The sequence below is a fragment of the Mycolicibacterium insubricum genome (assembly GCF_010731615.1).
GTDB classification, from domain to species: domain Bacteria; phylum Actinomycetota; class Actinomycetes; order Mycobacteriales; family Mycobacteriaceae; genus Mycobacterium; species Mycobacterium insubricum.
Map to the genome: position 1 here is coordinate 3501310 of NZ_AP022618.1, position 26442 is coordinate 3527751.

General features: G+C 70.3%; 27 protein-coding genes. 8 read left to right on the forward strand and 19 right to left on the reverse strand.

The window, feature by feature from the left end; translation table 11 throughout:
- Positions 1-7 precede the first annotated feature (7 nt).
- From cysW to G6N16_RS16475, 4 genes are all read right to left on the reverse strand, one after another.
- Entirely contained in the window at positions 8-820 is an 813-nt protein-coding gene (cysW, locus tag G6N16_RS16460; RefSeq protein ID WP_083028830.1) for a sulfate ABC transporter permease subunit CysW, read from the reverse strand.
- Complete coding sequence (gene cysT, locus G6N16_RS16465; RefSeq protein WP_083028829.1) at positions 817-1665, reverse strand: sulfate ABC transporter permease subunit CysT; 849 nt, start codon at positions 1663-1665, stop codon at positions 817-819. The genes cysW and cysT overlap by 4 nt, the downstream gene beginning before the upstream one ends.
- On the reverse strand, positions 1662-2693 hold the full coding sequence (locus tag G6N16_RS16470; RefSeq protein WP_083028828.1) for a sulfate ABC transporter substrate-binding protein: 1032 nt from the start codon (positions 2691-2693) through the stop codon (positions 1662-1664). Before G6N16_RS16470 ends, cysT begins: the two co-directional genes overlap by 4 nt.
- 347 nt (positions 2694-3040) lie before the next feature.
- Positions 3041-3244: a hypothetical protein gene (locus G6N16_RS16475; RefSeq protein ID WP_083028827.1), complete on the reverse strand. Its 204-nt coding sequence runs from the start codon at positions 3242-3244 to the stop codon at positions 3041-3043.
- A gap of 69 nt (positions 3245-3313) precedes the next feature.
- On the opposite strand from G6N16_RS16475, the gene G6N16_RS16480 reads away from it, so the two are divergent.
- Positions 3314-5254: a glycoside hydrolase family 15 protein gene (locus G6N16_RS16480; RefSeq protein WP_083028826.1), complete on the forward strand. Its 1941-nt coding sequence runs from the start codon at positions 3314-3316 to the stop codon at positions 5252-5254.
- A gap of 11 nt (positions 5255-5265) precedes the next feature.
- On the opposite strand, the gene G6N16_RS16485 is transcribed toward G6N16_RS16480, so the two are convergent.
- Positions 5266-6531: a thioester domain-containing protein gene (locus G6N16_RS16485; protein ID WP_083028825.1), complete on the reverse strand. Its 1266-nt coding sequence runs from the start codon at positions 6529-6531 to the stop codon at positions 5266-5268.
- Between the two features lie 380 nt (positions 6532-6911).
- On the opposite strand from G6N16_RS16485, the gene G6N16_RS16490 reads away from it, so the two are divergent.
- The 4 genes from G6N16_RS16490 to epsC all read left to right on the forward strand — a co-directional run bounded on the left by G6N16_RS16490 (position 6912) and on the right by epsC (position 11082).
- Complete coding sequence (locus tag G6N16_RS16490; RefSeq protein WP_083028824.1) at positions 6912-7835, forward strand: family 2A encapsulin nanocompartment shell protein; 924 nt, start codon at positions 6912-6914, stop codon at positions 7833-7835.
- Positions 7822-9459, forward strand: coding sequence for a family 2A encapsulin nanocompartment cargo protein cysteine desulfurase (locus G6N16_RS16495; RefSeq protein ID WP_083028823.1), 1638 nt, complete (start codon positions 7822-7824; stop codon positions 9457-9459). Before G6N16_RS16490 ends, G6N16_RS16495 begins: the two co-directional genes overlap by 14 nt.
- A gap of 96 nt (positions 9460-9555) precedes the next feature.
- Complete coding sequence (gene cysK / locus G6N16_RS16500; protein WP_083028822.1) at positions 9556-10491, forward strand: cysteine synthase A; 936 nt, start codon at positions 9556-9558, stop codon at positions 10489-10491.
- A 6-nt stretch (positions 10492-10497) separates the two neighbouring features.
- Positions 10498-11082 (forward strand): serine O-acetyltransferase EpsC, encoded by a 585-nt coding sequence (gene epsC, locus G6N16_RS16505; protein ID WP_083028821.1) that lies wholly within the window; start codon positions 10498-10500, stop codon positions 11080-11082.
- On the opposite strand, the gene G6N16_RS16510 is transcribed toward epsC, so the two are convergent.
- Positions 11079-11735: a biliverdin-producing heme oxygenase gene (locus G6N16_RS16510; RefSeq protein ID WP_083028820.1), complete on the reverse strand. Its 657-nt coding sequence runs from the start codon at positions 11733-11735 to the stop codon at positions 11079-11081. The two genes, epsC and G6N16_RS16510, sit on opposite strands and share 4 nt — an antisense overlap.
- A gap of 84 nt (positions 11736-11819) precedes the next feature.
- Between G6N16_RS16510 and G6N16_RS16515 the strand changes: the two genes are divergently transcribed.
- Positions 11820-12509: a pyridoxine/pyridoxamine 5'-phosphate oxidase gene (locus tag G6N16_RS16515; protein ID WP_083028819.1), complete on the forward strand. Its 690-nt coding sequence runs from the start codon at positions 11820-11822 to the stop codon at positions 12507-12509.
- Between the two features lie 3 nt (positions 12510-12512).
- Here the strand turns inward: G6N16_RS16515 and lepA are convergent, their stop codons facing one another.
- The gene (gene lepA / locus G6N16_RS16520; protein WP_407663661.1) at positions 12513-14453 is read right to left on the reverse strand and encodes a translation elongation factor 4; all 1941 of its coding nucleotides are present in this window, start codon (positions 14451-14453) and stop codon (positions 12513-12515) included.
- Between the two features lie 22 nt (positions 14454-14475).
- Between lepA and G6N16_RS16525 the strand changes: the two genes are divergently transcribed.
- Positions 14476-15087, forward strand: a complete 612-nt coding sequence (locus G6N16_RS16525; RefSeq protein ID WP_110810679.1) for a type II toxin-antitoxin system PemK/MazF family toxin — start codon at positions 14476-14478, stop codon at positions 15085-15087.
- Between the two features lie 25 nt (positions 15088-15112).
- Here the strand turns inward: G6N16_RS16525 and G6N16_RS16530 are convergent, their stop codons facing one another.
- From G6N16_RS16530 to G6N16_RS16545, 4 genes are read right to left on the reverse strand one after another with little or no spacing between them, the layout of a single operon-like run.
- Positions 15113-15721, reverse strand: a complete 609-nt coding sequence (locus G6N16_RS16530; RefSeq protein ID WP_083028817.1) for a GNAT family N-acetyltransferase — start codon at positions 15719-15721, stop codon at positions 15113-15115.
- A 57-nt stretch (positions 15722-15778) separates the two neighbouring features.
- Positions 15779-16618 (reverse strand): transglutaminase family protein, encoded by an 840-nt coding sequence (locus G6N16_RS16535; RefSeq protein ID WP_083028816.1) that lies wholly within the window; start codon positions 16616-16618, stop codon positions 15779-15781.
- Positions 16618-17595 carry an alpha-E domain-containing protein gene (locus G6N16_RS16540; protein ID WP_083028815.1) on the reverse strand — a complete coding sequence of 326 codons (978 nt, stop codon included), beginning with the start codon at positions 17593-17595 and terminating at the stop codon, positions 16618-16620. Before G6N16_RS16540 ends, G6N16_RS16535 begins: the two co-directional genes overlap by 1 nt.
- The gene (locus G6N16_RS16545; protein WP_179961265.1) at positions 17595-19160 is read right to left on the reverse strand and encodes a circularly permuted type 2 ATP-grasp protein; all 1566 of its coding nucleotides are present in this window, start codon (positions 19158-19160) and stop codon (positions 17595-17597) included. Before G6N16_RS16545 ends, G6N16_RS16540 begins: the two co-directional genes overlap by 1 nt.
- Positions 19161-19414: 254 nt before the next feature.
- Here G6N16_RS16545 and rpsT point away from each other — a divergent pair, with 254 nt between their 5' ends.
- Positions 19415-19675 carry a 30S ribosomal protein S20 gene (rpsT, locus tag G6N16_RS16550; RefSeq protein ID WP_083028814.1) on the forward strand — a complete coding sequence of 87 codons (261 nt, stop codon included), beginning with the start codon at positions 19415-19417 and terminating at the stop codon, positions 19673-19675.
- A 60-nt stretch (positions 19676-19735) separates the two neighbouring features.
- Here rpsT and holA read toward each other — a convergent pair whose 3' ends face one another.
- The 8 genes from holA to nadD all read right to left on the reverse strand — a co-directional run bounded on the left by holA (position 19736) and on the right by nadD (position 26426).
- Positions 19736-20710, reverse strand: a complete 975-nt coding sequence (gene holA, locus G6N16_RS16555; protein ID WP_407663662.1) for a DNA polymerase III subunit delta — start codon at positions 20708-20710, stop codon at positions 19736-19738.
- A 13-nt stretch (positions 20711-20723) separates the two neighbouring features.
- On the reverse strand, positions 20724-22202 hold the full coding sequence (locus G6N16_RS16560; RefSeq protein ID WP_110810672.1) for a ComEC/Rec2 family competence protein: 1479 nt from the start codon (positions 22200-22202) through the stop codon (positions 20724-20726).
- Positions 22189-23049 carry a ComEA family DNA-binding protein gene (locus G6N16_RS16565; protein WP_083028812.1) on the reverse strand — a complete coding sequence of 287 codons (861 nt, stop codon included), beginning with the start codon at positions 23047-23049 and terminating at the stop codon, positions 22189-22191. Before G6N16_RS16565 ends, G6N16_RS16560 begins: the two co-directional genes overlap by 14 nt.
- A 92-nt stretch (positions 23050-23141) precedes the next feature.
- Positions 23142-23969, reverse strand: coding sequence for a DegV family protein (locus tag G6N16_RS16570; RefSeq protein WP_083028811.1), 828 nt, complete (start codon positions 23967-23969; stop codon positions 23142-23144).
- A gap of 4 nt (positions 23970-23973) precedes the next feature.
- Positions 23974-24723 carry a diglucosylglycerate octanoyltransferase gene (gene octT, locus G6N16_RS16575; RefSeq protein ID WP_083028810.1) on the reverse strand — a complete coding sequence of 250 codons (750 nt, stop codon included), beginning with the start codon at positions 24721-24723 and terminating at the stop codon, positions 23974-23976.
- Complete coding sequence (gene gpgP / locus G6N16_RS16580) at positions 24713-25390, reverse strand: glucosyl-3-phosphoglycerate phosphatase (RefSeq protein WP_083028809.1); 678 nt, start codon at positions 25388-25390, stop codon at positions 24713-24715. Before gpgP ends, octT begins: the two co-directional genes overlap by 11 nt.
- A complete protein-coding gene (gene rsfS, locus G6N16_RS16585) occupies positions 25387-25785 on the reverse strand; it encodes a ribosome silencing factor (RefSeq protein WP_083028808.1) in 399 nt (132 codons plus the stop codon). Before rsfS ends, gpgP begins: the two co-directional genes overlap by 4 nt.
- A complete protein-coding gene (gene nadD, locus G6N16_RS16590) occupies positions 25782-26426 on the reverse strand; it encodes a nicotinate-nucleotide adenylyltransferase (RefSeq protein ID WP_083028807.1) in 645 nt (214 codons plus the stop codon). The genes rsfS and nadD overlap by 4 nt, the downstream gene beginning before the upstream one ends.
- Positions 26427-26442 lie beyond the last annotated feature (16 nt).

Below are 26442 nucleotides of genomic sequence, written 5' to 3' on the forward strand. Positions count from 1 at the left end.
GCCAGGTTTATTGTGCGGCGTTGTTGCGGCGGGCGTCGAGGATTATCTGCACGACGAGCACCAGCACGGCGGTGGCCATCAGCAGTGTCGACAGCGCGTACGCGCCGTATTCGTTGCCGCGGTTGTAGCGGTCGGCGACCAGCAGGGTCAGCGTCTGGGACTGTCCCGGCAGGTTCGACGACACCATGATCACCGCACCGAACTCGCCGAGGGTTCGGGCGATGGTCAGCACGACGCCGTAGGTGAGTCCCCACCGGATCGACGGGAGGGTGATCCGCCAGAAGGTCTGCCACCAGGTGGCGCCGAGGGTGGAGGCGGCTTCCTCCTGGTCGGTGCCCAGTTCGTGCAGCAGCGGTTCGACCTCCCGGATCACGAACGGCACGGTCACGAAGATCGACGCCAGCACGATGCCGGGCAGGCCGAAAATGATCTTGATGCCGAAGTCGTTCTCCACGAAGCCCAGCAGCCCCGAGGAACCCCACAGCAGGATCAGGGCGACGCCGACGACCACCGGCGACACGGCGAACGGCAGGTCGATGACGGCCTGCAGTGCGCCTTTGCCGCGGAACTTGTTGCGCGCCAACACCAGTGCGGTGGGCACCCCGAACACCACGTTCAGCGGCACCACGATGGCCACCACCAGCAGGGTCAGCTGCAGCGCCGAGATGGCCGCCGGGGTGGTGATCCAGTCCCAGAACTGGCCCAGGCCGGGCTCAAAGGTGCGATACAGGATCAGCCCGACCGGCACCGCGACCAGCACACCGATGTAGGCCAGTGCGGTATAGCGCAGCAGGTACCGGACGGCGGGCGACAGGGTCATGAGCTGAGCTCCTCACGCCGCGCGGCGCGGGAGCCGAGCAGCCGCAGAACGAAGAGGACGGCGAACGAGAGCGACAGCAGCACAATGGAGATCGCTGCGGCACCGGTCCGGTCGTCGTTCTCGATCAGGGTCCGAATCCACTGCGAGGACACCTCGGTCTCCCCCGGGATGGCACCGCCGATGAGCACCACCGAGCCGTATTCGCCGATGGCCCGGGAGAACGCCAGTCCGGCGCCGGACAGCAGCGACGGCAGCAGCGCGGGCAGTATCACCTTGACGAAGATGATCCGGCCGTTGGCGCCCAGGGACGCCGCGGCCTGTTCCACCTCGGTGTCCAGTTCGATGAGCACTGGCTGCACCGAGCGGACGACGAATGGCAGCGTCACGAACAGCAGTGCCACCCCGATGCCCCACCGGGTGTGCTGCCAGTGCAGCCCGACCGGGCTGCCCGGCCCGTACAGCGCCAGCATCACCAGGCTCGCGACGATGGTGGGCAGGGCGAACGGCAGGTCGATGACGGCGTCGACGATGCGCTTGCCGGGGAAGTCGTCGCGGGTGAGCACCCAGGCGACCAGCAGGCCGAACACCGCGTTGACCAGCGCCACGCCGAACGAGATGGTCAGCGTGACCCGGAAGGACTCCAGTGCGGCGTTGGAGGTGATCGCGGCCCAGAAGCCGCTCCACCCGCCCTTGGCGGACTGCCACAGGATCGCCGCCAGCGGCAGCAGCACGATCACCGACAGCCACAGGGTGGCCGCGCCGACCCGCAGCGACAGTCCCCCTCGGTGCACCGCCCGGGCGGCCACCGGGGGCGGCGGGGCGGTGTCGGTCTCGGTGATGGTCATCCCGTCGCCTTCTTGTAGATCGCGGTGATGGAGCCGTTCTCCTTGTCGAACAGCGCCGAGTCGACGACCTTCCAGCCGCCCAGGTCCGCAATGGTCCACAGTTTCGCCGGGGCCGGGAAGTCGTCGGCGAACTCCGCGGCCACCGCCGGGTCGACCGGGCGGAAGCCCGACTGGGCCCACAGCCGCTGACCGGCCGTCGTGTAGAGGAAGTTGTTCAGCGCCACCGCCTGCTTCTGGTGGGCGCTGTTGCTGGTCACGGCGACCGGGTTGTCGATCTTGAACGTGTCGGCGGGCACCACGTAGTCGATGGCGTCGCCCCGGCGCTTGGTGTTGATGGCCTCGTTTTCGTAGCTGATCAGCACGTCACCGGTGCCGCGCAGGAACACGTCGGTGGCCTCCCGGCCGGAGCCCGGGCGGGTCCGGACGTGGCCGTTGACCAGCTCGTTGATGTAGGCCAGTCCGGCCGCCGGGTCCGCGCCCCCGGCGCTCTTGGCGGCATACGGCGCCAGCAGGTTCCACTTGGCCGAACCGGAGCTCAGCGGGCTGGGGGTGACCACCTCGATACCCGGCGCCAGCAGGTCGTCCCAGGAGTGGATGTTCTTCGGGTTGCCGGGGCGGACCACCAGCGCGACCACCGAGCCGAACGGGATGCCGTGGGTGACCCCGGAGTCCCAGTCCGCGGCGACCTTGCCGGCCTTCACCAGCCGGGTGATGTCGGGTTCGACGGAGAAGTTGACGATGTCGGCATTCTTGCCGTCGACGACCGAGCGGGACTGGTCCCCGGATGCGCCGTAGGAGGTGGTCACGCCGACATCCGCGCCGTCCGGGGTGGCCGTGAACGCCGGGATGATCACGCTCCACCCCGGTTCGGGGACGGCGTAGGCGACCAGCGTCAAGGTAGTCGCCGCGTTGCCGGACCGGTCGCCGGGAACGTCGCTGGCGCCGCCACCGCACCCGGTCAGCACCGCCAGCGTCGCGGTCAGCGCGACCGCCGGGCGCCATCGCCATCGGGATCGGGATGTGTTCATGAAAGACAGCCTTCCGGGGAACTCAACGGGGAACAAGCGGATCCCGCGAGCACGGAAGAGTGACGCCGCAACAGCACGGCGGATCCAGCTCCGCCGACACCCCCAGACCGTGCACGGGTCAGGTTCAGCGACAACAACACGAATCGGCGACGGTGAACCCGTCCACAACGGTCAGGGCCGACTGCCCCGCCCCGTGTCCCGCCGATTTCATGGGCCGAACAGTAGCAGAACCCCTCGTCGTGCGCGCGCCGAGCGGGCGCCGGGCTACCGGTTGAGCAGCCACACGACGATGACCAGCGCCAGCAGCAGCATCAGCGCCAGCGTCACCCGGGACCGGGGCATCCCGCTCATCGGTGGTCCATCCGGCGTTTGTAGGTCAGGCGCGCCACCCGCAGGCCGCGCAGCAGGTAGCCCAGCGCGGCGTCCCCGGCGACCGCCAGGCCCCAGGCGAGCAGCAGCGCCACCGGCATCACGATGACCACCTGCAGGATGAAAGGCAGGCCGGTCAGCCACAGCTCGACCCCGTCCCACCAGCTCAAAATCGCGTTCATCGGGTTCCAGCCTACGGTCCGGCGGTCTCAGCGCTAGACGGCACCCGCGCGACGGCCGATCATGTGAGCATGACCTCCGATGACAACTCGCCGGCACCGCTGCGCAACGCGTTCCCGCCGATCGCCGACTACGGGTTCCTCTCGGATTGCGAGAACACCTGCCTGGTGTCGGCGGCGGGGGCGGTGGAGTGGTTGTGCATCCCGCGGCCGGACTCGCCGAGTGTGTTCGGCGCCATCCTGGACCGCGGCGCCGGGCACTTCCGGCTGGCGCCGTACGGGGTGTCGGTGCCCTCGGCGCGGCGCTATCTGCCCGGCAGCCTGATCCTGGAGACCACCTGGCAGACCCACACCGGCTGGCTGATCGTGCGTGAGGCGCTGGTGATGGGGCCCTGGCACGACCTGGAGGCCCGGTCCCGCACCCACCGGCGCACCCCGATGGACTGGGACGCCGAGCACATCCTGCTGCGCACCGTGCGCTGCGTGTCGGGCACCGTCGAGCTGACCATGACCTGTCAGCCGGCGTTCGACTACCACCGGGTCCGGGCGGCCTGGGAGTACTCCGGACCGGCCTACGGGGAGGCGACCGCCCGCGCAGTCACCGACGCCGACGCCCATCCGGCGCTGCGGCTGACCACCAGCCTGCGCCTGGGGCTGGAGGGCAACACCGCCCGGGCCCGCACCCGGCTGTCCGAGGGTGAGACCGCGTTCGTCGCGCTGAGCTGGTCCAAGCACCCGCAACCGCGCACTTTCGACGAGGCGGCCAAGAAGATGTGGACCACCAGCGAGTGTTGGCGGCAATGGATCAACATCGGGGATTTCCCGGATCACCCGTGGCGGTCCTATCTGCAGCGCAGTGCGCTGACGCTGAAGGGCCTGACCTATTCGCCGACCGGCGCGCTGCTGGCCGCCAGCACCACCTCACTACCGGAAACCCCGCAGGGCGAACGGAACTGGGACTACCGGTACGCCTGGGTCCGGGACTCGACCTTCGCGCTGTGGGGCCTCTACACCCTCGGGCTCGACCGGGAGGCCGACGACTTCTTCGCGTTCATGGCCGACGTGTCCGGCGCCAACAACGGCGAGCGGCACCCGCTGCAGGTCATGTACGGCGTCGGCGGCGAACGCAGCCTGCCGGAATCTGAGCTGCACCACCTGTCCGGCTACGACGACGCACGTCCGGTCCGCATCGGCAACGGCGCCTTCGACCAGGTGCAGCACGACATCTGGGGCACCATGCTCGATTCGGTGTACCTGCACACCAAGTCCCGCGACCAGGTCCCGGACAACCTGTGGCCGGTGCTCAAAGAACAGGTCGAGGAGGCCGTGAAGCACTGGCGCCAGCCCGACCGCGGGATCTGGGAGGTCCGCGGCGAGCCGCAGCACTTCACCTCCAGCAAGATCATGTGCTGGGTGGCGCTGGACCGCGGCGCCAAACTCGCCGGACGCCAGGGCGAGAAGAGCTACGCCCAGCAGTGGTCGGCCATCGCCGAGGAGATCAAGGACGACATCCTGACGCACGGGGTGGACTCCCGCGGGGTGCTCACCCAGCGCTACGGCGACGACGCGCTGGACGCCTCGCTGCTGCTGGCCGTGCTGACCCGCTTCCTGCCACCCGACGATCCGCGCATCCGGGCGACCGTGCTGGCCATCGCCGACGAACTGACCGAGGAAGGCCTGGTGCTGCGCTATCGCACCGACGAGACCGACGACGGCCTGTCCGGCGAGGAGGGCACCTTCACCATCTGCTCGTTCTGGCTGGTGTCGGCGCTGGTGGAGATCGGCGAACTGCACCGGGCGCGGCATCTGTGCGAGCGGCTACTGAGCTTCGCCAGCCCGCTGCACCTGTACGCCGAGGAGATCGAGCCCCGCACCGGCCGGCACCTGGGCAACTTCCCGCAGGCGTTCACCCACCTGGCGCTGATCAACGCCGTCGTGCACGTCATCCGCGCCGAGGAGAACTGCAGCGCCGACGCCGCCGGGATGTTCCAGCCCGCACACGGCCCGGTCTGACGCCGGGGTGTTCACCAGGCGAGGTCGAACTCGACCACCGACTGGGTGGGCACCACCAGCGCGACCGGAGTGAACCGCTGCGAATTCTCTTCGCGCGCAACGCCGGTCAGCACCCGCCCGCCGTGCCCGTCGCTGCGCCCGGGCACCTTCATGGTCAGCGTCACCGACCTCCTCGCGCGGGCGTGCGCCCCCAGACTCAGGTAGAAGGCGGCGCCGGGCTCCAGCGGTCCGTCGATCACCGTCCCGGTGGCATCGACCACCTGCGCGCCGTCGCCGGCCAGCGCGGCGGCCGAGCCGGCGCACAGTCGGAACGGCCCGATCACCGCATCGTCCTGCGTGACGAGGACCCCGGCCGCGCCGACGGCGGGCGCGGCGCTGTGGGCGCGGGCCCATCGTGCACCCTCGATCAGGTAGCGGTAGGCGTGCACGATGCGCGGTGAGTTGCGGTACACCGCGCAGCCGGCCAGCGAGAAGGCCGTCTCGCCGATGGTGGCCGGCCCGTCGACGGTCAACCGATAGTGCCGGTGCCCGCGGCGGGTATGCCCGTGGCCGTGCGACACCGTTGCACCAACGCCCAGTGGCTTGTGGTGCTCGCCGGAACCGGCGGTCAGCGCCGAGGCCGCGACCTCGTCCCAGCGCTGTCCGTCGACCGACTTGTGCAGCCGCACCGTGACCGGGCCGGATCCGGCGATGTCCACGGTGTAGCCGTCGAGTTCGATGTCGTCGGCGAATTCGACGGTCACGCCGCGCTCGTCGTGCACGACGCGGTCGGGCCGGTTGCGCGGGCGGGTGTCCAGCGCCAGCCCGTTGGTGAAGTGCCAGATCGCCGCCTGGGTGGCGGCGATGGCCTCGTGCTCGCCGATGTGCCCGGCGCCCAGCGGGTATCCGGCGTCTCGCAGTCGTCGGCTCAGTTCCGCGGCGCGCAACGTCGGGAAGGAGTTCCGCAGGATCCAGTCGATCTCCACCTCGAACGAGCGGGCCCGCGCATTCGGCAGGGCGGCAAAGGACTCCACGTCGTAGCGCGACGGCCGCAGCGGCGCGACGCCGGTGAAGTCCAGCGAGTAGGCCTCCACCCCGGGGTTGAGCCGGATCAGGTCGGTGCGGGCGAATGTACCGTCGGTGAACACGATTCGGTCGACGGTGTGCGAGTAGGTGCCGCCGTGATAGCGCGTCAGCCGGGACAGTTCGATCGCCGGGCGCGGCTGGATCCGGCGACGCACGACGACGGGACGCGCGGCGGGCAGCAGGCGCCCGGCGGCTATGGGTAGGGAGGTCATGGCTGGTTGTCGGCTTTCGCATACTGAGGCGGCGCGCTCGGGATCACACCGCCGGATTCAGGGCGGATCCACGACGCAGGACGGAGGCGTCAGATACAGCGACAACAACGCACGGCGAAGCATCGCGACATGGCGATGCGCTGCGGTGCGTCAGACATGGGCCCGAGCATACGGCACCGTCGGCAGCTGCGCCAAGCAAGGCGACCTGTCAAAAAGCCGGCCTGCTCCCCGGCGGTTGCCAGGTTCAATTCAGCCTGCGCGCAATTCGTGCACCCGGGCACACCGGGGCGCATCATGGACCCGGCAAGCCACGTGCCAGGCGATGACACGTGGCTTCAGTCCATATTTCGATCACTCCCGTCGTGGAAAGAGGAACGTCGATGACATCGGCCCAGAACGAATCCCAGGCACTCGGCGACCTCGCCGCACGGCAGCTTGCCAATGCCACCAAGACCGTCCCCCAGCTGTCCACGATCACTCCGCGGTGGCTGCTGCACCTGCTGAGCTGGGTGCCCGTCGAGGCCGGCATCTACCGGGTGAACCGGGTGGTCAACCCCGAGCGGGTCGCCATCCACACCGAGGAGGGCGCGGGCACCTCCGAGCCGCTGCCGCAGACGTTCGTCGATTACCAGACCAGCCCGCGCGAGTACACGCTGCGCGCCATCTCCACCCTGCTGGACGTGCACACCCGAGTCTCGGACCTGTACTCCAGCCCGCACGATCAGATCGCCCAACAGCTGCGGCTGACCATCGAGACGATCAAGGAACGCCAGGAGTCCGAGCTGATCAACAACCCGGAGTACGGGCTGCTGGCGCAGGTCACCCCGGAGCAGACCATCAAGCCGCGCACCGGCGTCCCGACGCCCGACGACCTGGATTCGCTGCTGACCAAGGTGTGGAAGACGCCCGGCTTCTTCCTCACCCACCCGCTCGGTGTCGCCGCGTTCGGCCGCGAGGCCACCCGGCGCGGTGTGCCGCCGGTCGTGGTCAACCTGTTCGGGGCGCAGTTCATCACCTGGCGCGGCATCCCGATCATCCCCAGCGACAAGGTGCCGGTGCAGGACTCCAAGACCAAGTTCATCCTGATCCGTACCGGCGAGGAGCGCCAGGGCGTGGTCGGGCTGTTCCAGCCGGGCCTGGTCGGCGAGCAAGCCCCGGGGTTGTCGGTCCGCTTCACCGGGATCAACCGGTCGGCGATCGCCTCCTACCTGGTAACGCTGTACAACTCGCTCGCGGTGCTCACCGAGGATTCGCTCGCCGTGCTCGACGGCGTCTCGGTGGACAAGTTCCATGAGTACAAGTAACGAGCCGGCCGGGGTCCCGACCGCCGAGGAGATCGCCGCGCTGGCCGGTCAGATGTACTCGTCGGGTGTACGGCCCGGCCCGGACACGCCGCCGCAGCTGGTTCCGGTGGCACCGCGGGGCAGCGCACCGGCCGATCCGCTGCTGCCCGACCTGACGGCCTTCGCGGTGCCCTCGGGCCTGGTCCCGACGGTGCCCGGGGTGCTGGCCGGGGCCCGGCCCACCGCACCGGTCGCCCCGCGGGGCTCGGCGCCTGCGTGGCCGGACTCGGCACCGAGCGTGCCGAGTGGGATCTGGTCACCGGCGCAGCCGCAGACTTCGGGCAACGAGGCCGACTATTACTTCCTGTCCGGGCCCTCGGCCCGGCCGGGGGTGCTGGCCCCGGCTCCCGACGTCCCGGATTCGCACGAGGTCTTCGATGTGCACGCGCTGCGGGCCGATTTCCCGATTCTGGGAGAGACGGTCAACGGCCGGCCGCTGATCTGGTTCGACAATGCGGCGACCACCCAGAAGCCGCAGGCGGTCATCGACCGACTGGCGCACTTCTACGCGCACGAGAACTCCAACATCCACCGGGCGGCGCACGAGCTGGCCGCCCGGGCCACCGACGCGTACGAGGATGCCCGGGAGACGGTGCGCCGGTTCATCAACGCACCGCGGGCCGAAGACATCGTGTTCGTCCGGGGCACCACCGAGGCGATCAACCTGGTCGCCTACGCATGGGGCGGCAAGAACCTCGGCCCCGGTGACGAGATCGTCCTCACCCACCTGGAGCACCACGCGAACATCGTTCCGTGGCAGTTCGTCGCCCGCCAGACCGGTGCGGTGATCAAGGTCGCCCCGGTCGACGACGCGGGGAACCTGCTGCTGGCGGATTTCGAGCGGCTGCTGGGTCCGCGGACGAAGCTGGTGGCGGCCACCCACGTGTCGAACGCCCTGGGCACCGTCACCCCGGTGCACGAGATCGTCGAGCTCGGCCACCGCTACGGCGCCCGGGTGCTGATCGACGGGGCACAGTCGATCCCGCACATCCCGATCGACGTGGCATCGCTGGGCGCGGATTTCTTCGTGTTCTCCGGGCACAAGATCTTCGGGCCCACTGGCATCGGGGCGCTGTACGCCACCGAGGACGCGCTGGCCGAGACCCCGCCGTGGCAGGGCGGCGGGAACATGATCACCGACGTCACCTTCGAGCGGTCGCTGTTCGCACCGCCCCCGGGCCGGTTCGAGGCAGGCACCGGGAACATCGCCGACGCAGTCGGGCTGGCCGAGGCGCTGCGCTATGTGGAGAAGGTCGGCATCGAGCGGATCAACGCCTATGAGCATGCGCTGCTGGACTACGCCACGCCGCTGCTGGCCGACATCCCCGGGGTACGGCTGGTCGGCACCGCCGACGAGAAGGCCAGCGTGCTGTCGTTCGTGCTGGCCGGCCACGAGCCGTTGGAGGTCGGCAAGGCCCTGAACGCCGAGGGTATTGCGGTGCGCGCCGGGCATCACTGCGCCCAGCCGATTCTGCGCCGGCTCGGTTTGGAGGCAACGGTGCGCCCGTCGTTCGCCTTCTACAACACCTTCGACGAGATCGACGTGTTCATCGCCGCGGTGCGGCGGATCGCGGCCGACGGCTGACTCGGCGGCGGCTGCGGGGCACCCGCCCCGCGGCCGCCGTCGGGGACTGTGGTGCAGTAGTCAGAGGGATTGCCTCGCGGAAGGGATGAAGGGCTGATGAGCAAGATTTACGACAACGTCACCGAGTTGGTCGGACGCACCCCCCTGGTACGGCTGAACCGGCTCACCGAGGAACTCGGCGCCCAGGTCGTTGTCAAACTCGAGTTCTACAACCCCGCCAACAGCGTCAAGGACCGCATCGGAGTGTCCATCATCGACGCCGCCGAACGCGTCGGCGCGCTGCGTCCGGGCGGCACCATCGTGGAGGCGACCAGCGGAAACACCGGTATCGCGCTGGCCATGGTCGGCGCCGCCCGCGGCTACCGGGTGATCCTGACCATGCCGGACACCATGTCCCTGGAACGACGGGCGATGCTGCGGGCGTTCGGCGCCGAGATCGTACTGACCCCGGGCTCCGAGGGGATGGCCGGCGCGGTCAACAAGGCCCGGGAGATCATCGCCGAGACCGACAACGCGGTGGCCGCCGACCAGTTCGCCAACCCCGCCAACCCGGAGATCCACCAGCGGACCACCGGCGAGGAGATCTGGAACGACACCGACGGCGCGGTCGACATTTTCGTCGCCGGCATCGGCACCGGGGGCACGCTCACCGGCGTCGGCCGCAATCTGAAGGCCCGCAAGCCCGAGGTGCAGGTGGTCGGAGTCGAGCCCAAGGATTCGCCGATCCTGACCGGCGGGCAGCCCGGCCCGCACAAGATCCAGGGTCTGGGCGCGAACTTCATCCCGGAGGCGCTCGACCGGTCGGTGTACGACGAGATCATCGACGTCGACGCCGACGACGCGATCCGGGTGTCCCGGGAGCTGGGCACCCGGGAGGGCATCCTGGGCGGCATCTCCGCCGGCGCCAACGTGTGGGCCGCGCTGCAGTTGGCGGGCCGGCCGGAGAACGCCGGCAAGCTCATCGTGGCCGTCATCCCCGACTTCGGCGAACGCTACATCTCGACCGTTCTGTTCGACCACGTCAGAGAGTAGATAAACATGGCCCTGCTGTCGGTGCTGCGCGAAGATCTGCGCAATGCACGCGGCCACGATCCGGCCGCCCGCGGCGACCTGGAGAACGCACTGGTCTATTCCGGGCTGCATGCCATCTGGTCCTACCGGTTGGCGCACCGACTCTGGACCCGGCCCGGCCTGCAGGGCCTGGCCCGGCTGCTCTCCCAGTTCACCCGGTTCGCCACCGGTATCGAGATCCATCCGGGAGCGACGATCGGCCGGCGGTTCTTCATCGACCACGGCATGGGCGTGGTGATCGGCGAGACCGCCGAGATCGGTGACGACGTGATGCTCTATCACGGTGTCACCCTGGGCGGGCGCAGCCTTCAGAAGGGTAAGCGTCACCCCACCCTCGGCGACCGGGTCACCGTGGGGGCCGGCGCAAAGGTGTTGGGGCCCATCATGATCGGCGACGACAGCGCCATCGGCGCCAACGCCGTGGTCACCCACGACGTGCCGGCCGAGGCGATTGCCACCGGCATTCCCGCGGTGGTGCGCCCGCGCACGGAAAAGCAGCGCGAGCCGCTGGTCGACCCGACCAGCTACATCGACCCGGCGATGTATATCTAGCGCGCGTAGGCCGCCAGGTTGGCGCCCAGTTCGGCGAAGATCGCCTGGTTGAGGCCGAACGCCACCTTCACCTCGTCGACGATCCGCGCGGTGTCGGCATCCGACAGCTCCAGCGCGTCGAGGCGGTGCCGGTAGGCGTCCTTGTACAGCTTGGGTTTTGCGATGGCCGGGAAGTCGTAGAAGGCCAGCCCCGCGCCGTGCAGGTGGTAGGTGCGGTTGAGGTTCTTGCCGATGATCCGCCCGCCGGACAGGTCCCCGAGGTAGCGGGTGTAGTGATGCGCCAGCAGCGCGCCGCCCCAGTCGGCGTCGCGCAGCCGGGCGGCGTAGGCGGCCGCGGCCGGACTGTCGGTGTCGCGCGGCTGTCCCGGGGCCCAGTGCGCAAGGTCGGACTCCAGGGCCGCGCGGCGCTGCAGCGCCGGGTCGTAGACCGCGGCGACCAGCCGATCATGCCGGTGGGCGAAGACCGCGGCCTCCAGCGCCGTGTAGATCGTGAGCAGCCGGCGCAGGTAGTCGGCGTAGCCGGTCTCGTTGATCCGGCCGTCGAGCAGTTCGGTGACGAAACCGGAGTTCTCGGCGTCCTCGTGCTCAGCCTTCGACCCCTCCCGCAGCGCCACCGACAGCGGCTGCCGCAACAGTTCAGGTGCGATGGTCATCAGGCTCCCGTCGTGGCCATCCGGATTTGTTAGCCAATCATAACTTCCCGTAGGTCTGGGCACGGACCGCGCTAACGTGGCCCGATGACAACGGAGAACGGCGCCGCGCACTGGTCGATCGCCGACGGCGGGCGCTGCTACCTGCGATCGCTGCCGGTGCTCACCGGTGACGCCCCCGGCTTCGACGAGGCCAAGGCGCCGGCGGAGCCGGTGACCCTGTTCGTCGACTGGCTGCAGACCGCGGTGGCCGCCGGTGTCCCCGAACCGCATGCCATGACGCTGTGCACGGTGGATGAACAGGGTTTCCCGCGTGCCCGGGTGCTGATCCTGAAGGCCGTCGACGAGCGGGGCTGGCATTTGGCGGTCAGCTCGGTCAGCCAGAAGGGCCGCGAACTGGCCGCTCATCCGGTCGCCACGCTGACCTTCTACTGGCCCGCGCTGGTCCGACAGGTCCGGGTCGTCGGCGAGGTGGTCGACGATGGGGAGCGGGCGAGCGCCGAGGATTTCCTGGCCCGCCCGCCGGGTTCGCGGGCGATGGCCTGGACCCGCCGGCAAAGCCAGCCGCTGACCGACCCCGCCGAGCTCGAGCACGAGCTGGTCAAGGCCCACCGGCGGCTGCGCGAGGACCCTGATGCGGTTCCCGCCGAATGGATTTCGTACGCGGTGCGCCCGCACCAGGTCGAGTTCTGGGAGGGTGCACCGGACCGTCGGCACCGCCGGCTCAGCTACACCCGCGACGGGCAGGGGTGGGCCCGAACCGTGTTGTGGCCGTAGGAGTTATTTCTTGGCTGTCTTGCTGTCGGCGGGGGCATCCGTGGACAGCGCGGCAACGAACGCCTCCTGGGGGACCTCGACGCGGCCGATGGTCTTCATCCGCTTCTTGCCCTCCTTCTGCTTCTCCAGCAGCTTGCGCTTGCGGGTGATGTCACCGCCGTAGCACTTGGAGAGCACATCCTTGCGGATGGCCCGGATGTTCTCGCGGGCAATGATCTTCGATCCGATGGCGGCCTGCACCGGAACCTCGAACTGCTGACGCGGGATGAGTTCCTTGAGCTTGGTGGTCATCTTGTTGCCGTAGGCGAAAGCCGAATCCTTGTGCACGATCGCGGAGAACGCGTCGACGGCCTCGCCCTGGAGCAGGATGTCGACCTTGACCAGCTCGGCCTCCTGCTCGCCGGCCTCCTCGTAGTCCAGCGACGCGTAGCCGCGGGTACGGGACTTCAGTGAGTCGAAGAAGTCGAAGATGATCTCGCCCAGCGGCATGGTGTAGCGCAGTTCGACGCGTTCGGGCGAGAGGTAGTCCATGCCGCCGAGTTCGCCGCGGCGGGACTGGCACAGTTCCATGATGGTGCCGATGAATTCGCTCGGCGCGATGATCGTCGTCTTCACCACGGGTTCGTAGACGGTGCGGACCTTGCCCTCGGGCCAGTCCGACGGGTTGGTGACGATGAGTTCGGTGTTGTCGTCTTTGACCACGCGGTAGACGACGTTGGGCGAGGTGGAGATCAGGTCCAGGTCGAATTCGCGTTCCAGGCGTTCGCGGGTGATCTCCATGTGCAGCAGGCCGAGGAACCCGCAGCGGAACCCGAACCCCAGGGCCACCGAGGTTTCCGGTTCGTAGGTCAGCGCGGCGTCGTTGAGCTGCAGTTTGTCCAGCGCGTCGCGCAGGTTCGGGTAGTCCGACCCGTCGACGGGGTACAGCCCGGAATACACCATCGGTCTGGGTTCGCGGTATCCGGTGAGCGCCTCGGTGGCGCCGTGGCGCGCCGTCGTGACGGTGTCACCGACCTTGGACTGGCGCACGTCCTTCACGCCGGTGATCAGGTAGCCGACCTCCCCGACGCCGAGGCCTTTGGACGGCTTCGGTTCGGGCGAGACGATGCCGACCTCGAGCAGCTCGTGGGTGGCGCCGGTGGACATCATCGCGATCCGCTCGCGGGGGGTGATCTTGCCGTCGACGACGCGGACGTAGGTCACCACGCCGCGGTAGATGTCATAGACCGAGTCGAAGATCATCGCCCGGGCCGGCGCGTCGGCGTCACCGCGTGGGGCGGGCACCTGGCGCACCACCTCGTCGAGCAGCTCGGCCACGCCCTCGCCGGTCTTGCCGGACACCCGCAGCACGTCGGTGGGCTCGCAGCCGATGATGTGGGCGAGTTCGGCGGCGTAGCGGTCCGGGTCGGCGGCGGGCAGGTCGATCTTGTTGAGCACCGGGATGACGGTCAGGTCGCGGTCCAGCGCCAGGTACAGATTCGCCAGGGTCTGCGCCTCGATGCCCTGGGCAGCGTCGACCAGCAGCACCGCGCCCTCGCAGGCCTCCAGCGCCCGGGACACCTCGTAGGTGAAGTCGACGTGGCCGGGGGTGTCGATCAGGTGCAGGACGAAATCCTCGCCTGCGTTTTCGCCTTCCCGGACCGTCCACGGCAGCCGGACGTTCTGCGCCTTGATGGTGATGCCGCGTTCCCGCTCGATGTCCATCCGGTCCAGGTACTGCGCGCGCATCGACCGGTCGTCGACGACGCCGGTGAGCTGCAGCATCCGGTCGGCCAGCGTCGATTTGCCGTGGTCGATGTGAGCGATGATGCAGAAGTTCCGAATCTGCGCCGGCGCGGTGAACGTTGTGTCGGCGAAACTGCTGATGGGAATCTCCTGGTGAGCGGTGCGCGTGGCAGGGGGCGGACCCTGCCAGCCTATCCAGCGGCCGTGCTCGCGACACAATCGCTGGCCTATGCTGGCCGATATGGCATCGCAGTGGAAGACGGTGCAGCGATTCGCCGAGCGGCTGGTGTTCGAGGAGGCACCCCGGTTCGTCAAGGGATTGCAGCACCCCGAGGGCCTGCGACGCGGTTTCCAGACCACCGTGCAGCAGAGCCTGGTGCAGGCGCTGACCATCGGCATCGACGTGCTCAGCGAGGCGGCGCTGCAGCAGCGCGCGCTGACCGCCGGGCGCCCGGTCACCCGCGACGGTGTGCCGACCGCCCACCGGGCGCGGCGCATCAGCTACTCCCCGGCGCTGGACGGGCGCGCCGACCCCGGCGAGATCGTCTGGACCTGGGTGGTCTTCTCCGACGACCCGACGCGCGGCAAGGACCGGCCGGTGCTGGTGGTGGGCCGCGACCGCAAGACGCTGCTGGGGCTGATGCTGTCGAGTCAGGCGTACCACGCCGAGGACCCGAACTGGGTCGGGATCGGCAGCGGAACCTGGGACGACGACGGCCGGGACAGCTGGGTGCGGCTGGACCGGGTGCTCGACGTCCCCGAGGAGGGCATCCGCCGCGAGGGCGCGATCCTGGACCGTGCGACGTTCGAGACCGTCGCCGTGCACCTGCGCACGCGCTACTCCTGGTCCTGAGCACCTCGGTGCGCCGTCGCGGTTTTCACCCGGGGTTGCGCCACATCTGCCACAGGGTGGGGCCGTCCGGAACGACGATTTCGCCGGTCACCGTGAAGCCGAATCGCTGATAGTAGGGCACGTTGTCGGCGTTGCTCGACTCCAGGTAGGCCGGCGCGAATTCCCGGTCGCAGCGGGACAATCGGGAGCGCATCAGCGCGGCACCGTAGCCGTCACCACGGACATCGGGATCGCTGCCGATAATCCCCAGATACCAGTGCGGTTCCGCCGGGTGTCGGGCCTGCATTGCGTCGTCGACTGCCTTTCCCCGCAGCACATCGCGGCCCAGCGCCCGCAGCATGGCGGGCGCCATCGCCAGAAACTCCCGGGGAGTGCTCTGCCAGTGCTGCGGCGGCGCCCACAATGCGGCGGCTCCGATTCGGCCGGCGCCGCCGGTAGCGACCTCGGCCCCGCCCCCGCGCAGATAGTGGTGCCGGGTCAGGGCTGCGTACAACCGCGGCAGTGCCACCTCGCGTCGCCGCGGGTCCGGCACCATCCAGGACATCACCGGATCGTCGCGGAATGCCCGCGCCAGCGCCGCCGATAGGTCCGCGATATCAGCGGCAGCTGCAGGCCGGGCCACAACAGGAGTCATCGGGTTCCAGCCTGCCAGACGACGCCCGGTTGGATGGGGCGTCAGGTGGATGGGGTGTCAGGCCAGCCGGGTGATCTCCACCACCACGTCGAGGTCGGTGGACCCCTCACCGGAGTAGATGCCCTTCAGCGGCGTCACGTCGGCGTAGTCGCGCCCGGTGCCGACGGTGATGTACTGCTCGTTGATCGCGCAGTCGTTGGTCGGGTCGTAGTCCCACCACGACCCGGTCCAGGCCTGCACCCAGGCGTGGCTCTGACCCTCGACGGTCTCCCCGACCGCGGCCTTGCGCTTGGGGTACTGGTAGCCGGATACGTAGCGGGCCGGGATGCCCATGCTGCGCAACAGGATCAGCGTCAGGTGCGCATAGTCCTGGCAGACGCCCTTGCCCTCGGCGAGTGCGTCCAGGCCTGAGGAGTGCACGGCGGTGGAGCCGGGAACGTAGTCCAGTTCCGAGCGCGTCCACTGCGCCGCGGCGATCACGGCCTCGGTCGGATCGTATTGGCGCGCCAGGGTTTTCCCGACGGCGGATACACGCCGACTGGCCGGGGCGTAGCGGGTCTGGCCGAACAGCTCGTCGTACTTGTCGGCGACCGCATCGGTGCGCAGCGCCGCCCAGTCGAGCCGTTTGGCGGGCGGTTCGGGGACGTCGGTCTCCACCACCGAGGATCCGGTGACCTCAAGTTCGCTGTGCGGGGCGTGCAGGTCGAAGGCCGTGACGGCGGTGCCCCAGTAGTCGACGTAGCGGTAGAGCCGGGTGGCCGGGGTGGTCTCCACCCGGTTGAGCACGACGTTCTGCCGCAGATCCGACCGCGGGGTCAGCCGCGCCTCGTTGAACGACGCCCGCACCGGCGACTTGTAGGCGTATCCGGTGGAGTGCACCACCCGCATCCGCCACATCAGAGTTCCGCCGATTCCAGCGCGTGGTCGCCTGCGCGACCGGTGTCGGTCCAGGCCACCCAGGGTGCGGAGTGGAAGTACTGCAGGGCCAGCGCCTCGCCGACGTCGATGCACAGTTGTTGCAGCCCGGCCAGGCGTTCCTCGAACGACTCCAGGAGTTCCCCGGCGCGCAGGAACTCCAGTTCGCTGCGCGCGCGGCCGAGCAGGCGCCGCGCCTCGGCGGTGGTGCCGACCCGGTTGGACGGCCGGTTCATCAGCGCGTCGACGCTGTGTTCGGCGACCTTGAGCGAGTAGAACACCGACCGCGGGAACAGCCGGTCCAGCAGCAGGAACTCCACCACCCGGCCGGCGTCGAGCACTCCTCGGTAGGTGCGCAGGAACGCGTCGTGCGCCCCCGCCGAGCGCAGCACCGTCACCCACGCCGGCGACGACGCACTGTCACCGGCCCGGGCGAACAGCAGCCGGGCGGTCATGTCCACCCGCTCGATGGCCCGGCCGAGCACCAGGAACCGGTAGCCGTCGTCGCGGGCCAGGGTGGAGTCGGCCAGCCCGGCGAACATCGCCGCCCGGTTCTCGATGAAGGCCAGGAATTCGTGCGGGCCGAGTCGGCGGGCGGCGTCCTCGCGTTCGGCCAGGGCGTTGTAGGTGGTGTTCAGGCACTCCCACATCTCGGTGGAGGTGACCTCCCGCGACGAGCGGGCGTTCTCCCGGCCGGCGGAGATCGCGTCGACGATGGAGCAGCCGCTTTTCAGGTCGCGGCTGAACGCCACCAGGTTGGTCAGCGACCACATGTCCAGTTCGTCCTCCGGCGCCTCGATGCCGAGTACCTGCAGCAGCTGGCGGCAGGTGCTGTCGGCGTCGACGCTGGAGTCCTCCAGCAGCTGGTGCACGGTGACGTCGAGGATGCGTGCGGTATCGTCTGCGCGCTCGACGTAGCGACCGATCCAGTACAGAGCCTCTGCGTTGCGGGCCAACATCAGCCGATCACCCCCTGTTGTTGTTGCTGCTGCTGTTGCTGTTGGCCCGGGGTCGCGGACTCGCCGCCGCGCTCGGGTGCGGGCGCGGTCACCGGGGCCCGCGAACCGCCCTTTTTCGCCTTCGACGCTGGCAGTGAGCGCACCAGTTCGGCCGCCCCGAGCTCCCGGTCCACCGCCGAGGTGCGCGGCGCCAGCACCCAGGTGTCCTTGGACCCGCCGCCCTGGCTGGAGTTCACCACCAGCGACCCCTCGGTCAGCGCCACCCGGGTCAGCCCGCCGGGCAGCACCCACACGCCGTCGCCGTCGTTGACCGCGAACGGGCGCAGGTCGACGTGGCGGGGCACTAGGTGGTCGCCGACCTGGGTCGGCACGGTGGACAGCTGCACCACCGGCTGGGCGATCCAGCCGCGCGGGTCGTCGCGGATCTTGCGGGCGACGGCGTTTCGCTCCCGGGCGCTGGCCTGATGGCCGAACACGATGCCGTAGCCGCCGGAACCCTCCACCGGCTTGATGACCAGCTCACCGATCCGGTCCAGCACCTCTTCGCGCTCGTCGTCGAGCCAGCAGCGCAGGGTGTCGACGTTGGCGAGCAGCGGTTTCTCACCGAGGTAGTAGTCGATGATCGTCGGGACGTAGGTGTAGACCAGCTTGTCGTCGCCCACCCCGTTGCCCACGGCGCTGGAGATGACCACGTTGCCGGCCCGGGCGGCGTTGAGCACACCGGCCACCCCGAGCACCGAGTCAGGGCGGAAGTGCATCGGGTCGAGGAACACGTCGTCTATGCGCCGGTAGATGACGTCGACCTGGCGCTCCCCCTCCGTGCTACGCATGTAGACGGTGTTGTCTCGGCAGAACAGGTCGCGGCCCTCAACCAGCTCGACACCCATCTGCCGGGCCAGCAGAGAGTGCTCGAAGTAGGCGGAGTTGAACGGGCCCGGGGTCAGCACAACAACGGTCGGGTCGGCCTCGTTGGTCGCCGCGGCGTTGCGCAGCGCGCGCAGCAGGTGCGCGGAGTAGCCGTCGACCGCCCGGACCCGGTGGGTGGCGAACAGGTTCGGGAAGACCCGCGCCATAGCGCGGCGGTTCTCCATGACGTAGGAGACGCCCGACGGGGACCGCAGGTTGTCCTCCAGCACCCGGAAGACGCCCTGGTCGTCGCGGATCAGGTCGATGCCGGCGACGTGGATCCGCACCCCGTTGGGGGGTTTGATCCCGGCGGCCTCCCGGTGGAAGTGCTCGCACGAGGTGATCAGCCGGCGCGGCAGCACGCCGTCGCGCAGGATCTCCTGCTCGCCGTAGATGTCGTCGAGGAAACATTCCAGGGCTCTCACCCGCTGGGCGATGCCCTTCTCCAGCCGCGACCACTCGCCGGCCGCGATCACCCGGGGCACCAGGTCCAGCGGGAAGGGGCGCTCCTGGCCCGACAGTGAGAAGGTGATGCCCTGGTCGATGAACGCCCGGCCCAGCGCCTCGGCGCGGGCGGCCAGTTCGGCGGTGTTCGACGGGGTCAGCTCGGCGTGGATGCCGCGGTAGGGCGTCCGGACGTGCCCGCGCTTGTCGAACATCTCGTCGAACGCCGCGGCGTAGCTCGGCACGTCGTCGCGGCTGGCGTAGGCGCCGAAGATCGCCGGACGTTCGGACGCGGCGGTGGATACAGATCGCGGGCTCACGCCGGTAATGCTGCCGCAGAAACGGCGTCTCTGCAGGCCAGGCGTTCGAGTTGGGGAGAGCCGGGCGGGACTGATAGCCTGGATAACTGCTGCCCGTGATCCGGGCGCCCAGAAGCATCCCCGGTAAGAATTCGTAAAGGAACTCACGCGTGGCCAACATCAAGTCGCAGCAGAAGCGCATCAAGACCAACGAGCGCCGCCGTCTGCGCAACCAGTCGGCGAAGTCCTCCCTTCGCACGGCTGTCCGTGGCTTCCGTGAGGCCGTCGAGGCCGGCGAGAAGGAGAAGGCCGGCGAGCTGCTGGTCTCGACCAGCCGCAAGCTGGACAAGGCCGCTTCGAAGGGCATCATCCACAAGAACCAGGCCGCCAACAAGAAGTCGGCGCTGGCCCTGGCGTTCAACAAGATCTAGTCTTCGCCAGACCCAAAAGAACCGGCCCCCGCGGGCCGGTTCTTTGGCGTTCCGGGCCGGTTACCGGCGGCCGGTCTGCCCGCCGGCGGCCAGCTCGGCCACCCGGCGCACCGCGTGCTCCAGGGCGTAGTCGGCGTCGGCGGCCGCGCCCTTGACGTCGGCGTTGAGCTGGGCCACCGTGGTGATCGCCTGCGCGACGCTGTCGCGGCCCCACCGGCGGGCCTGGCGCTGCACCTTCTTGATCCGCCACGGCGGCATGCCGACATCGGAGGCCAGCCGGAACGGGTCCCCCGACAGCGGCCCGATCCGGGCGATCGCGTGTACCGCCTCGGCCAGCGCGTCGGCCAGCACCACCCGCGCCTCCCCCGCCGACATGGCCCAGCGCAGCGCCTCGGCCGCGCCGCCGACGTCCCCGGCGACGGCCAGGTCGGCGATGTCGAAGCCGCGGACCTCGGCCCGGCCGCTGTGATAGCGGCGGACGGCGGCGACGTCGATGTGGCCGTCGGTGTCGGCGACCAGCTGCGAGCAGGCCGCGGCCAGCTCGCGGATGTCGGAGCCGACGGCATCCAGCAGCGCGGTGACCACGTCCTCGGACACCCGCTGGCCGACGGCGGTGAACTCGGCGCGGACGAACGCGGCGCGCTCCTCGGGCTTGGTGATCTTGGCGCACGGGTACACCCGGGCACCGGCGTCGCGCAGCTGGGTGGCCAGCGCCTTGGCCCGTCCGCCGCCGGAGTGCACGACGACCAGCTCGGTGCCCGGCGGCAGATCGACCGCGACCGTCGCGATCAGCGCGGCGGCGTCCTTGCCCGCCTCCCCGGCGGACTCCAGCACGACGACGCGTTCGTCGGCGAACAGCGACGGGCTCAGCAGCTCGGCGAGCTCACTGGTGCCGACCTCCCCGGCGCGCAACCGGTCCACCGGGATGTCGGGCGTCCCGGCGCTCTCGCGCGCCGCGCGCAGCACGTCGGCCACCGTCCGCTCGACGAGCAGCTCCTCGTCGCCGAGGATCAGATGCAGTCCCGGTTGACTCACGCCTGTGATGGTGTCACGCCGCACCGACATCGCGCCGATGGGCCCGCAGACGCAGGTGACGGACGCCCAGGGCCACCAGCACCGTCGCCGCGCCGACGAACAGGAACCCGGCCGGGCCCGAAGGCACCCCGAGGACGGCCGCCGGGGCGGCGGCACCGTAGTGCGCGACGGCCAGCACCCACCACACCAGCGGCCGGACCGCGCGGATCAGCACCGTCGCGGCAGCCGGCCACACCCCGGTCAGTGCCGCGGCGACGGTGCCCGCCACAGTGATCGGCGCGACGACGACCGTCACCGCGAGGTTCGCGACCACCGCCACGACACTGAAGGTCCCGGTCAGCGCGGCGATCAGCGGCGCGGTGCACAACTGGGCGGCGGTGCAGACCGCGACGGCGTCGGCCAGCGGCTTGGGCCAGCCGCGGGCGGTCAGCCGCCGTGACCAGCCCGGCGCGACGAGCACCAGCCCGGCGGTGGCGGCCGCCGAGAGGGCGAAGCCGATGTCGACGGCCAGTTGCGGCGCGAGGATCAACAGCACCAACACCGCGGCCGCCAGCGCCGGCAGGGCGTTGCGGGGCCGCGCCGTGACCACCGCCAGCAGCCCGATCGTGCCCATCACCGCCGCCCGCACCACCGAGGCCGACGGCTGCACCACGAGCACGAACCCGGCCAGGGCCGGTGCGGCGACGAGCACGGCGATCCGCGGTCCGGCCAGCCCGGCGACCAGCACCACCGCTCCCACCACGATGGACACGTTCGCCCCGGAGACCGCCATCAGGTGGGTCAGACCGGTGGCGCGGAACTCGGCGGCGGTCGATGCCGTCACGGCCGATGTGTCCCCGAGGATCAGGCCGGGCAGGATCGCGGCGGGGCCATCGGGCAGCACCGTCGCCGCGGTCGCGAACCTCTCGCGTATGCGTTGGGCCACCCGTTGCACCGGGGGTGCACGGCCCAGCGTCGGCCGGCCGGTTGCGATCAGCACCGCCACGCTGAGATCTCTGCGGTCCGGTTTGCCGACCCGGGCGCGGAAGCCCACCGGTTGCCCGACACCGACCTGCCCGTAGTCCGCCGACGGTGCGAATACCGTTACCAGTCCACCGATTTCGGTGTCTCCGACCGAGACCAGTGGCCCTTTCAGCAGTACCCGCCCGGAGCTGATCTCGCGTGGGCTTTCCGACGGCGTCATCACCACCGACACCGTCTGGCCGGTGCGCCCGGCCAGCGGATGGTGCGCGACGGCGTGGTTACGCAGCGTGATGGCCAGGGCGAATCCGGCCGAGACCGCCGACGCCGCGGCAACCGCGACGGCCACCGTGCGCCCAGGTGCCCGGCGCAGCCGGTGGCCGGCCACCATTGCCGCGAGGAAAACCAGCAGCGCCGCGGCCACCAGCACCGGCCCGGTCTGCCACCGGATCCCGGCGGCGGTGACCAGCCAGGCCGACAGCGCGGCCGGTACCAGCCGCAGGTCCACCGGGTCGCGGTCAGACTCGGACATGCTCGCGCAGCCGCGCCAGCCGCGCCGCGCCGATGCCGTCCACCTCGGCCAACTGGTCCACGGTGGTGAAGGCTCCGTGGGCGTCGCGCCAGGCGATGATCGCCTCCGCGGTGACCGGCCCGACTCCGGGCAGCGTGTCGAGTTCCTCGACGGTGGCGGTGTTGAGGTTCACCGGGCCGTCCGGTTTCGGTGCAGCGGTGGGCCGCTTACCGGGTGCGGTGGGGCGCCCGGGTGCGGTGGGGTGCCCGGGTGCGGCGGAGGTGGCCGCGGGTGCGGCCGCTTGGTCGCCGGGGCCGACCGAACTGCCGAGCATGGACCGCTGCCCCGGGCCGGCGGCGATGCCGACGACCACCTGCTCGCCGTCGGACAGCGGCCGGGCCATGTTCAGTCCGGTGGTGTCGGCGCGGGCCAGCGCGCCGCCGGCGGCGGCCAGCGCGTCGGCGACCCGGGCGCCCGGGGCGAGGGTGACCACCCCGGGGGTGGTGACCAGTCCGACGATGCTGACGACGACCGGGCCCTCGGGTGCGGCGGTGGTGATCGGCGCGGCCGAGGACACCGCGGCGACCGGTGGCAGGTTCACCGCCGACACCGGCGGGGTGTCGTCGCGCAGCAGGCTCCACGCGGTGACGAGCACGGCGATCAGGGCGACGGCGCCCAGACCCATCATCCCGGCCCGGCCCGGGTCCGCGCGGGCGCTCGCCCACCAGCCGGCGGGTTCCTCGGGTACCTGCGGCAGCCAGCGCGGCAGCAGTGAACGCTGGTCGTCCTCGTCGGTGTCCCCTGTATCGGAGTCGGCGGTGACCCACGGGGGCTCGTCGGCCCGGCGATTGGCACTGTCCTCGGTCATGTCGGCGACCGTAGATCTCCGGTTCCGGTGGTGCGGTGCCGATTCGGTTCCCGCTGTGCAGGAATCGCGATGTGTGGACAGGCGGGCGCGGGTCAGCGCCGGGCGAGAACCACCCCGAGCGCCCCGGACCCGACGTGCAGGGCCAGTACCGGCCCCAGCTCGGTGATCATCGCCGGGTCGCACTGCGGCAGCCGAGCCGCGAGTTCGGCAGCGACCTGATCGGCCCCGTCGGGGTTGGCGACGTGGTGCACCGCCAGCTCGGCGTCGCCGCCACCGACCGTTTCGGCCACCCGGTCGATCATGGTGGCGATCGCCTTGCTCGCCGTGCGCACCCGCTGCGCCAGAACGAGTTTGCCGTCCTCCACCCGCAACAGGGGTTTGAGGGACAGCGCGGTGCCCAGCCAGGCCGCGGCCCCGCCGATGCGGCCGCTGCGGCGCAGATTGTCCAACCGTTGCACGACGATGTAACCGTCGGTGCGCCCCGAAACCGACTGGGCCCGGGCGGCAACCGATTCCAGGTCGGCACCGTCGGCGGCAGCGGTGGCCGCGGCCAGCGCGACGAATCCGGTGCCCATCGCCGCGGACCGGGAATCGACCACCCGGATCTGCGGCCCGACCTCGGCGGCGGCCAGCTCGGCCGCCGCGCAGGTGCCCGACAGCTGCCCCGACAGGTGCACGGCGACCACGCCGTCGCCGGCGCTGTCGGCCAACGCCGCGCGGTAGGCCGCGGCCAGCTCGGCCGGGGACGCACCCGCGGTCGAAGCCACCCGGTCGTCGAGGTCGGCGAGGAGGTCGTCCACCCCGTCGCGCAGGTCGGCACCGTCGATCAGGATGTGCAGCGGAACCACCCGGATCCCTTTCGCGACAGCCAGTTCCGCGGGTATCCGGGCCGACGAGTCGGTGACGACGGTGACCGTCATCGACTCAGCCGTCGCTTTCTGCCGCGGTCACCCCGGCCAGCCGCAGGGCCGTCAGCATCAGCTCGGCTACCGCGTCATGTCCCTCGAAATTCCAGTGGATACCGTCGGGATTGCCCCGGCCCGCCCAGATGTGCTCGGCGACCGCGGCTTTCAGGTCGACCAGCGCCACCTGGTGCCGGTCGGCCCATTCGGTGATGGCCGCGACGGTGTCGTCGCGCCAGCGGTGCGACCGGCCGTAGGTTTCGGCGATGTGCACGCTCGGCAGCGCGGCCACCATCGGGATGCCGGGGCGGTTGAAATCGATGGCACCGCGGGTCATTTCGAGGTAATCGGCAGTCAGCTTCGCCGGCAGTGCGGGCCGGGCTAACGGGGACAGCCGCGGCTGCAGCCAGCCGTAGCCGTCGCGGACCCACCGGCGCAGCCGCGGCGGCCGGACGTAGCGGATGAGTTCCCGGGCGGCGGTCGGCAGCGGGGAGGGCAGCGAGTCCATCCCGCTGGTGGCGAAGATGACCGCACCGGCGCGCGGCAGCGCCGCCCACGCCCGCGGGTCCTGGGTGGCGGCCCACCAGACGTCGCGGCTGGTCCAGCCGATCCGGCCGATCAGCTCCAAATCCCAGCCCAGCCGGTCGGCGACCTGATTCGGCCAGATCCGCGGGTCGTCGGACGGCAGGCCGCCGGTCGGCCCGTAGTAGGACAGGGAGTCGGCGAAGACCAGCAGGGTCTTGCGTTCTGCGGAACCGTTCTCAGAGGACATCGTTGGCCACCTGCGCCGAAGCGTTCCACACGTCCAGACGCCACCGGATGTCGTCGAACGACGCCGGGTCACCGCCTACGGCGGTATGGCCGGACAGCTGCACCCAGCTGGCATTGCCCATGCCGCCCAGCACCGGCCAGTTGTCCACCGGCAGCGCCAGCAGCGCCGCGGTGAGCGCGGCGATCAGGCCGCCGTGCGCGACCAGGACCACCGGACGGTCCGTGTCTCCTTGGCCCCAATCCCCCACCGCCGTCACCAGTTCGGCGACCAGCGGCACACTGCGTTCGGCGACGTCGACGCGGTTCTCCCCGCCGTGCGGAGCCCAGCGGGCGTCCTCGCGCCAGGCCAGCCGGGCGCCGGGCGCCGCGGCGTCGACCTGCGTGTGGGTCAGACCCTGCCAGTCCCCGAGGTGGGTCTCGCGCAGCCGGGTGTCCACCTCGACGGCGACGTCGCAGCGCTGCCCCAGCGCCACCGCGGTGTCGTAGGCGCGGCGCAGATCCGAGGAGACGATGGCCACCGGCGCCCGCTTGGCGAGCACCTCGGCGGCGGCGACCGCCTGGGCACGGCCCAGGTCGGTCAGGTCGGTGTCGAGTTGACCCTGCATGCGGCTGTCGGCGTTGAACTCGGTTTGGCCGTGCCGAAGCAGCACCAGACGGCGGATCGTCACGACGACGAATCCGTCCCGGCGTCATCGGGCGTGACGTCACTCAGGTCGACGGCGACCGTCGGGCAGTCGCGCCACAGCCGGTCCAGCCCGTAGAACTCGCGCTCCTCGGTGTGCTGGATGTGCACGACGATGTCGATGTAGTCCAGCAGCACCCAGCGGCCCTCCCGGGTGCCCTCGCGGCGGGCGGGTTTGTAGCCGGCTTCGCGCATCCGCAGTTCGACCTCGTCGACGATGGCGTTGACCTGCCGGTCGTTGCTTCCGGTGGCGATGACGAAGCAGTCGGTGATGGCCAGCTGCTCGGAGACGTCGATGACGACGATGTCGGTGGCCAGTTTGGCGGCGGCGGCACGGGCAGCCGTCCGGGCCATCTGCACGGCTTCCTCGGTGGCGGTCACGGGTTCTCTCCTCCGGTCCTCGGGACACCGGCGTTGCGGTAGAGCCCACGTTTGGACACATATTGCACGACGCCGTCGGGCACCAGGTACCAGATGGGCCGGGATGCAGCGGCCCGGCCGCGGCAGTCGGTCGACGAGATCGCCAGCGCCGGGATCTCCACCAGAGTGAGCGCGTCGGCGGGCAGTTCGGTGATGGCTTCGGCGATGTGCTTGCCGTGCAGTTCGAACCCGGGCCGGCTCACCCCGACGAAGCGGGCCATGGTGAACAGGTCCTCCCAGTTCTGCCAGGACAGGATCGAGCCGAGCGCGTCGGCACCGGTGATGAAGTACAGGTCGGCGTCGGGGTTCTGGGTGCGCAGGTCGGCCAGGGTGTCCTTGGTGTAGGTGGCGCCGCCGCGGTCGATGTCGACGCGGCTGACCGAGAACCGGGGGTTGGCCGCGGTGGCGATGACGGTCATCAGGTAGCGGTCCTCGGCGGCGGTGACCGGCCGGCCGTGCTTCTGCCAGGGTTCGCCGGTGGGCACGAAGATCACTTCGTCGAGGTCGAACAGGTCGGCGACCTCGCTGGCGGCGACCAGGTGCCCGTTGTGGATGGGGTCGAAGGTCCCCCCCATCACGCCGAGCCTGCGCCGAGTCACGATTGGCCAGCTTACGGCA

Bases quoted from the DNA above. Each gene is read 5' to 3' on its own strand.
- cysK (WP_083028822.1), top strand. From the start codon at position 9,556: ATGAGCAAGATTTACGACAACGTCACCGAGTTGGTCGGACGCACCCCC.
- cysW (WP_083028830.1), bottom strand. From the start codon at position 820: ATGACCCTGTCGCCCGCCGTCCGGTACCTGCTGCGCTATACCGCACTG.
- G6N16_RS16470 (WP_083028828.1), bottom strand. From the start codon at position 2,693: ATGAACACATCCCGATCCCGATGGCGATGGCGCCCGGCGGTCGCGCTG.
- G6N16_RS16525 (WP_110810679.1), top strand. From the start codon at position 14,476: ATGGCATCGCAGTGGAAGACGGTGCAGCGATTCGCCGAGCGGCTGGTG.
- G6N16_RS16545 (WP_179961265.1), bottom strand. From the start codon at position 19,160: ATGTTCGACAAGCGCGGGCACGTCCGGACGCCCTACCGCGGCATCCAC.
- octT (WP_083028810.1), bottom strand. From the start codon at position 24,723: ATGTCCTCTGAGAACGGTTCCGCAGAACGCAAGACCCTGCTGGTCTTC.
- G6N16_RS16515 (WP_083028819.1), top strand. From the start codon at position 11,820: ATGACAACGGAGAACGGCGCCGCGCACTGGTCGATCGCCGACGGCGGG.
- G6N16_RS16490 (WP_083028824.1), top strand. From the start codon at position 6,912: ATGACATCGGCCCAGAACGAATCCCAGGCACTCGGCGACCTCGCCGCA.
- epsC (WP_083028821.1), top strand. From the start codon at position 10,498: ATGGCCCTGCTGTCGGTGCTGCGCGAAGATCTGCGCAATGCACGCGGC.
- G6N16_RS16530 (WP_083028817.1), bottom strand. From the start codon at position 15,721: ATGACTCCTGTTGTGGCCCGGCCTGCAGCTGCCGCTGATATCGCGGAC.
- G6N16_RS16495 (WP_083028823.1), top strand. From the start codon at position 7,822: ATGAGTACAAGTAACGAGCCGGCCGGGGTCCCGACCGCCGAGGAGATC.
- G6N16_RS16480 (WP_083028826.1), top strand. From the start codon at position 3,314: ATGACCTCCGATGACAACTCGCCGGCACCGCTGCGCAACGCGTTCCCG.
- G6N16_RS16475 (WP_083028827.1), bottom strand. From the start codon at position 3,244: ATGAACGCGATTTTGAGCTGGTGGGACGGGGTCGAGCTGTGGCTGACC.
- G6N16_RS16560 (WP_110810672.1), bottom strand. From the start codon at position 22,202: ATGTCCGAGTCTGACCGCGACCCGGTGGACCTGCGGCTGGTACCGGCC.
- cysT (WP_083028829.1), bottom strand. From the start codon at position 1,665: ATGACCATCACCGAGACCGACACCGCCCCGCCGCCCCCGGTGGCCGCC.
- G6N16_RS16570 (WP_083028811.1), bottom strand. From the start codon at position 23,969: ATGACGGTCACCGTCGTCACCGACTCGTCGGCCCGGATACCCGCGGAA.
- G6N16_RS16540 (WP_083028815.1), bottom strand. From the start codon at position 17,595: ATGTTGGCCCGCAACGCAGAGGCTCTGTACTGGATCGGTCGCTACGTC.
- G6N16_RS16535 (WP_083028816.1), bottom strand. From the start codon at position 16,618: ATGTGGCGGATGCGGGTGGTGCACTCCACCGGATACGCCTACAAGTCG.
- G6N16_RS16510 (WP_083028820.1), bottom strand. From the start codon at position 11,735: ATGACCATCGCACCTGAACTGTTGCGGCAGCCGCTGTCGGTGGCGCTG.
- G6N16_RS16565 (WP_083028812.1), bottom strand. From the start codon at position 23,049: ATGACCGAGGACAGTGCCAATCGCCGGGCCGACGAGCCCCCGTGGGTC.
- G6N16_RS16485 (WP_083028825.1), bottom strand. From the start codon at position 6,531: ATGACCTCCCTACCCATAGCCGCCGGGCGCCTGCTGCCCGCCGCGCGT.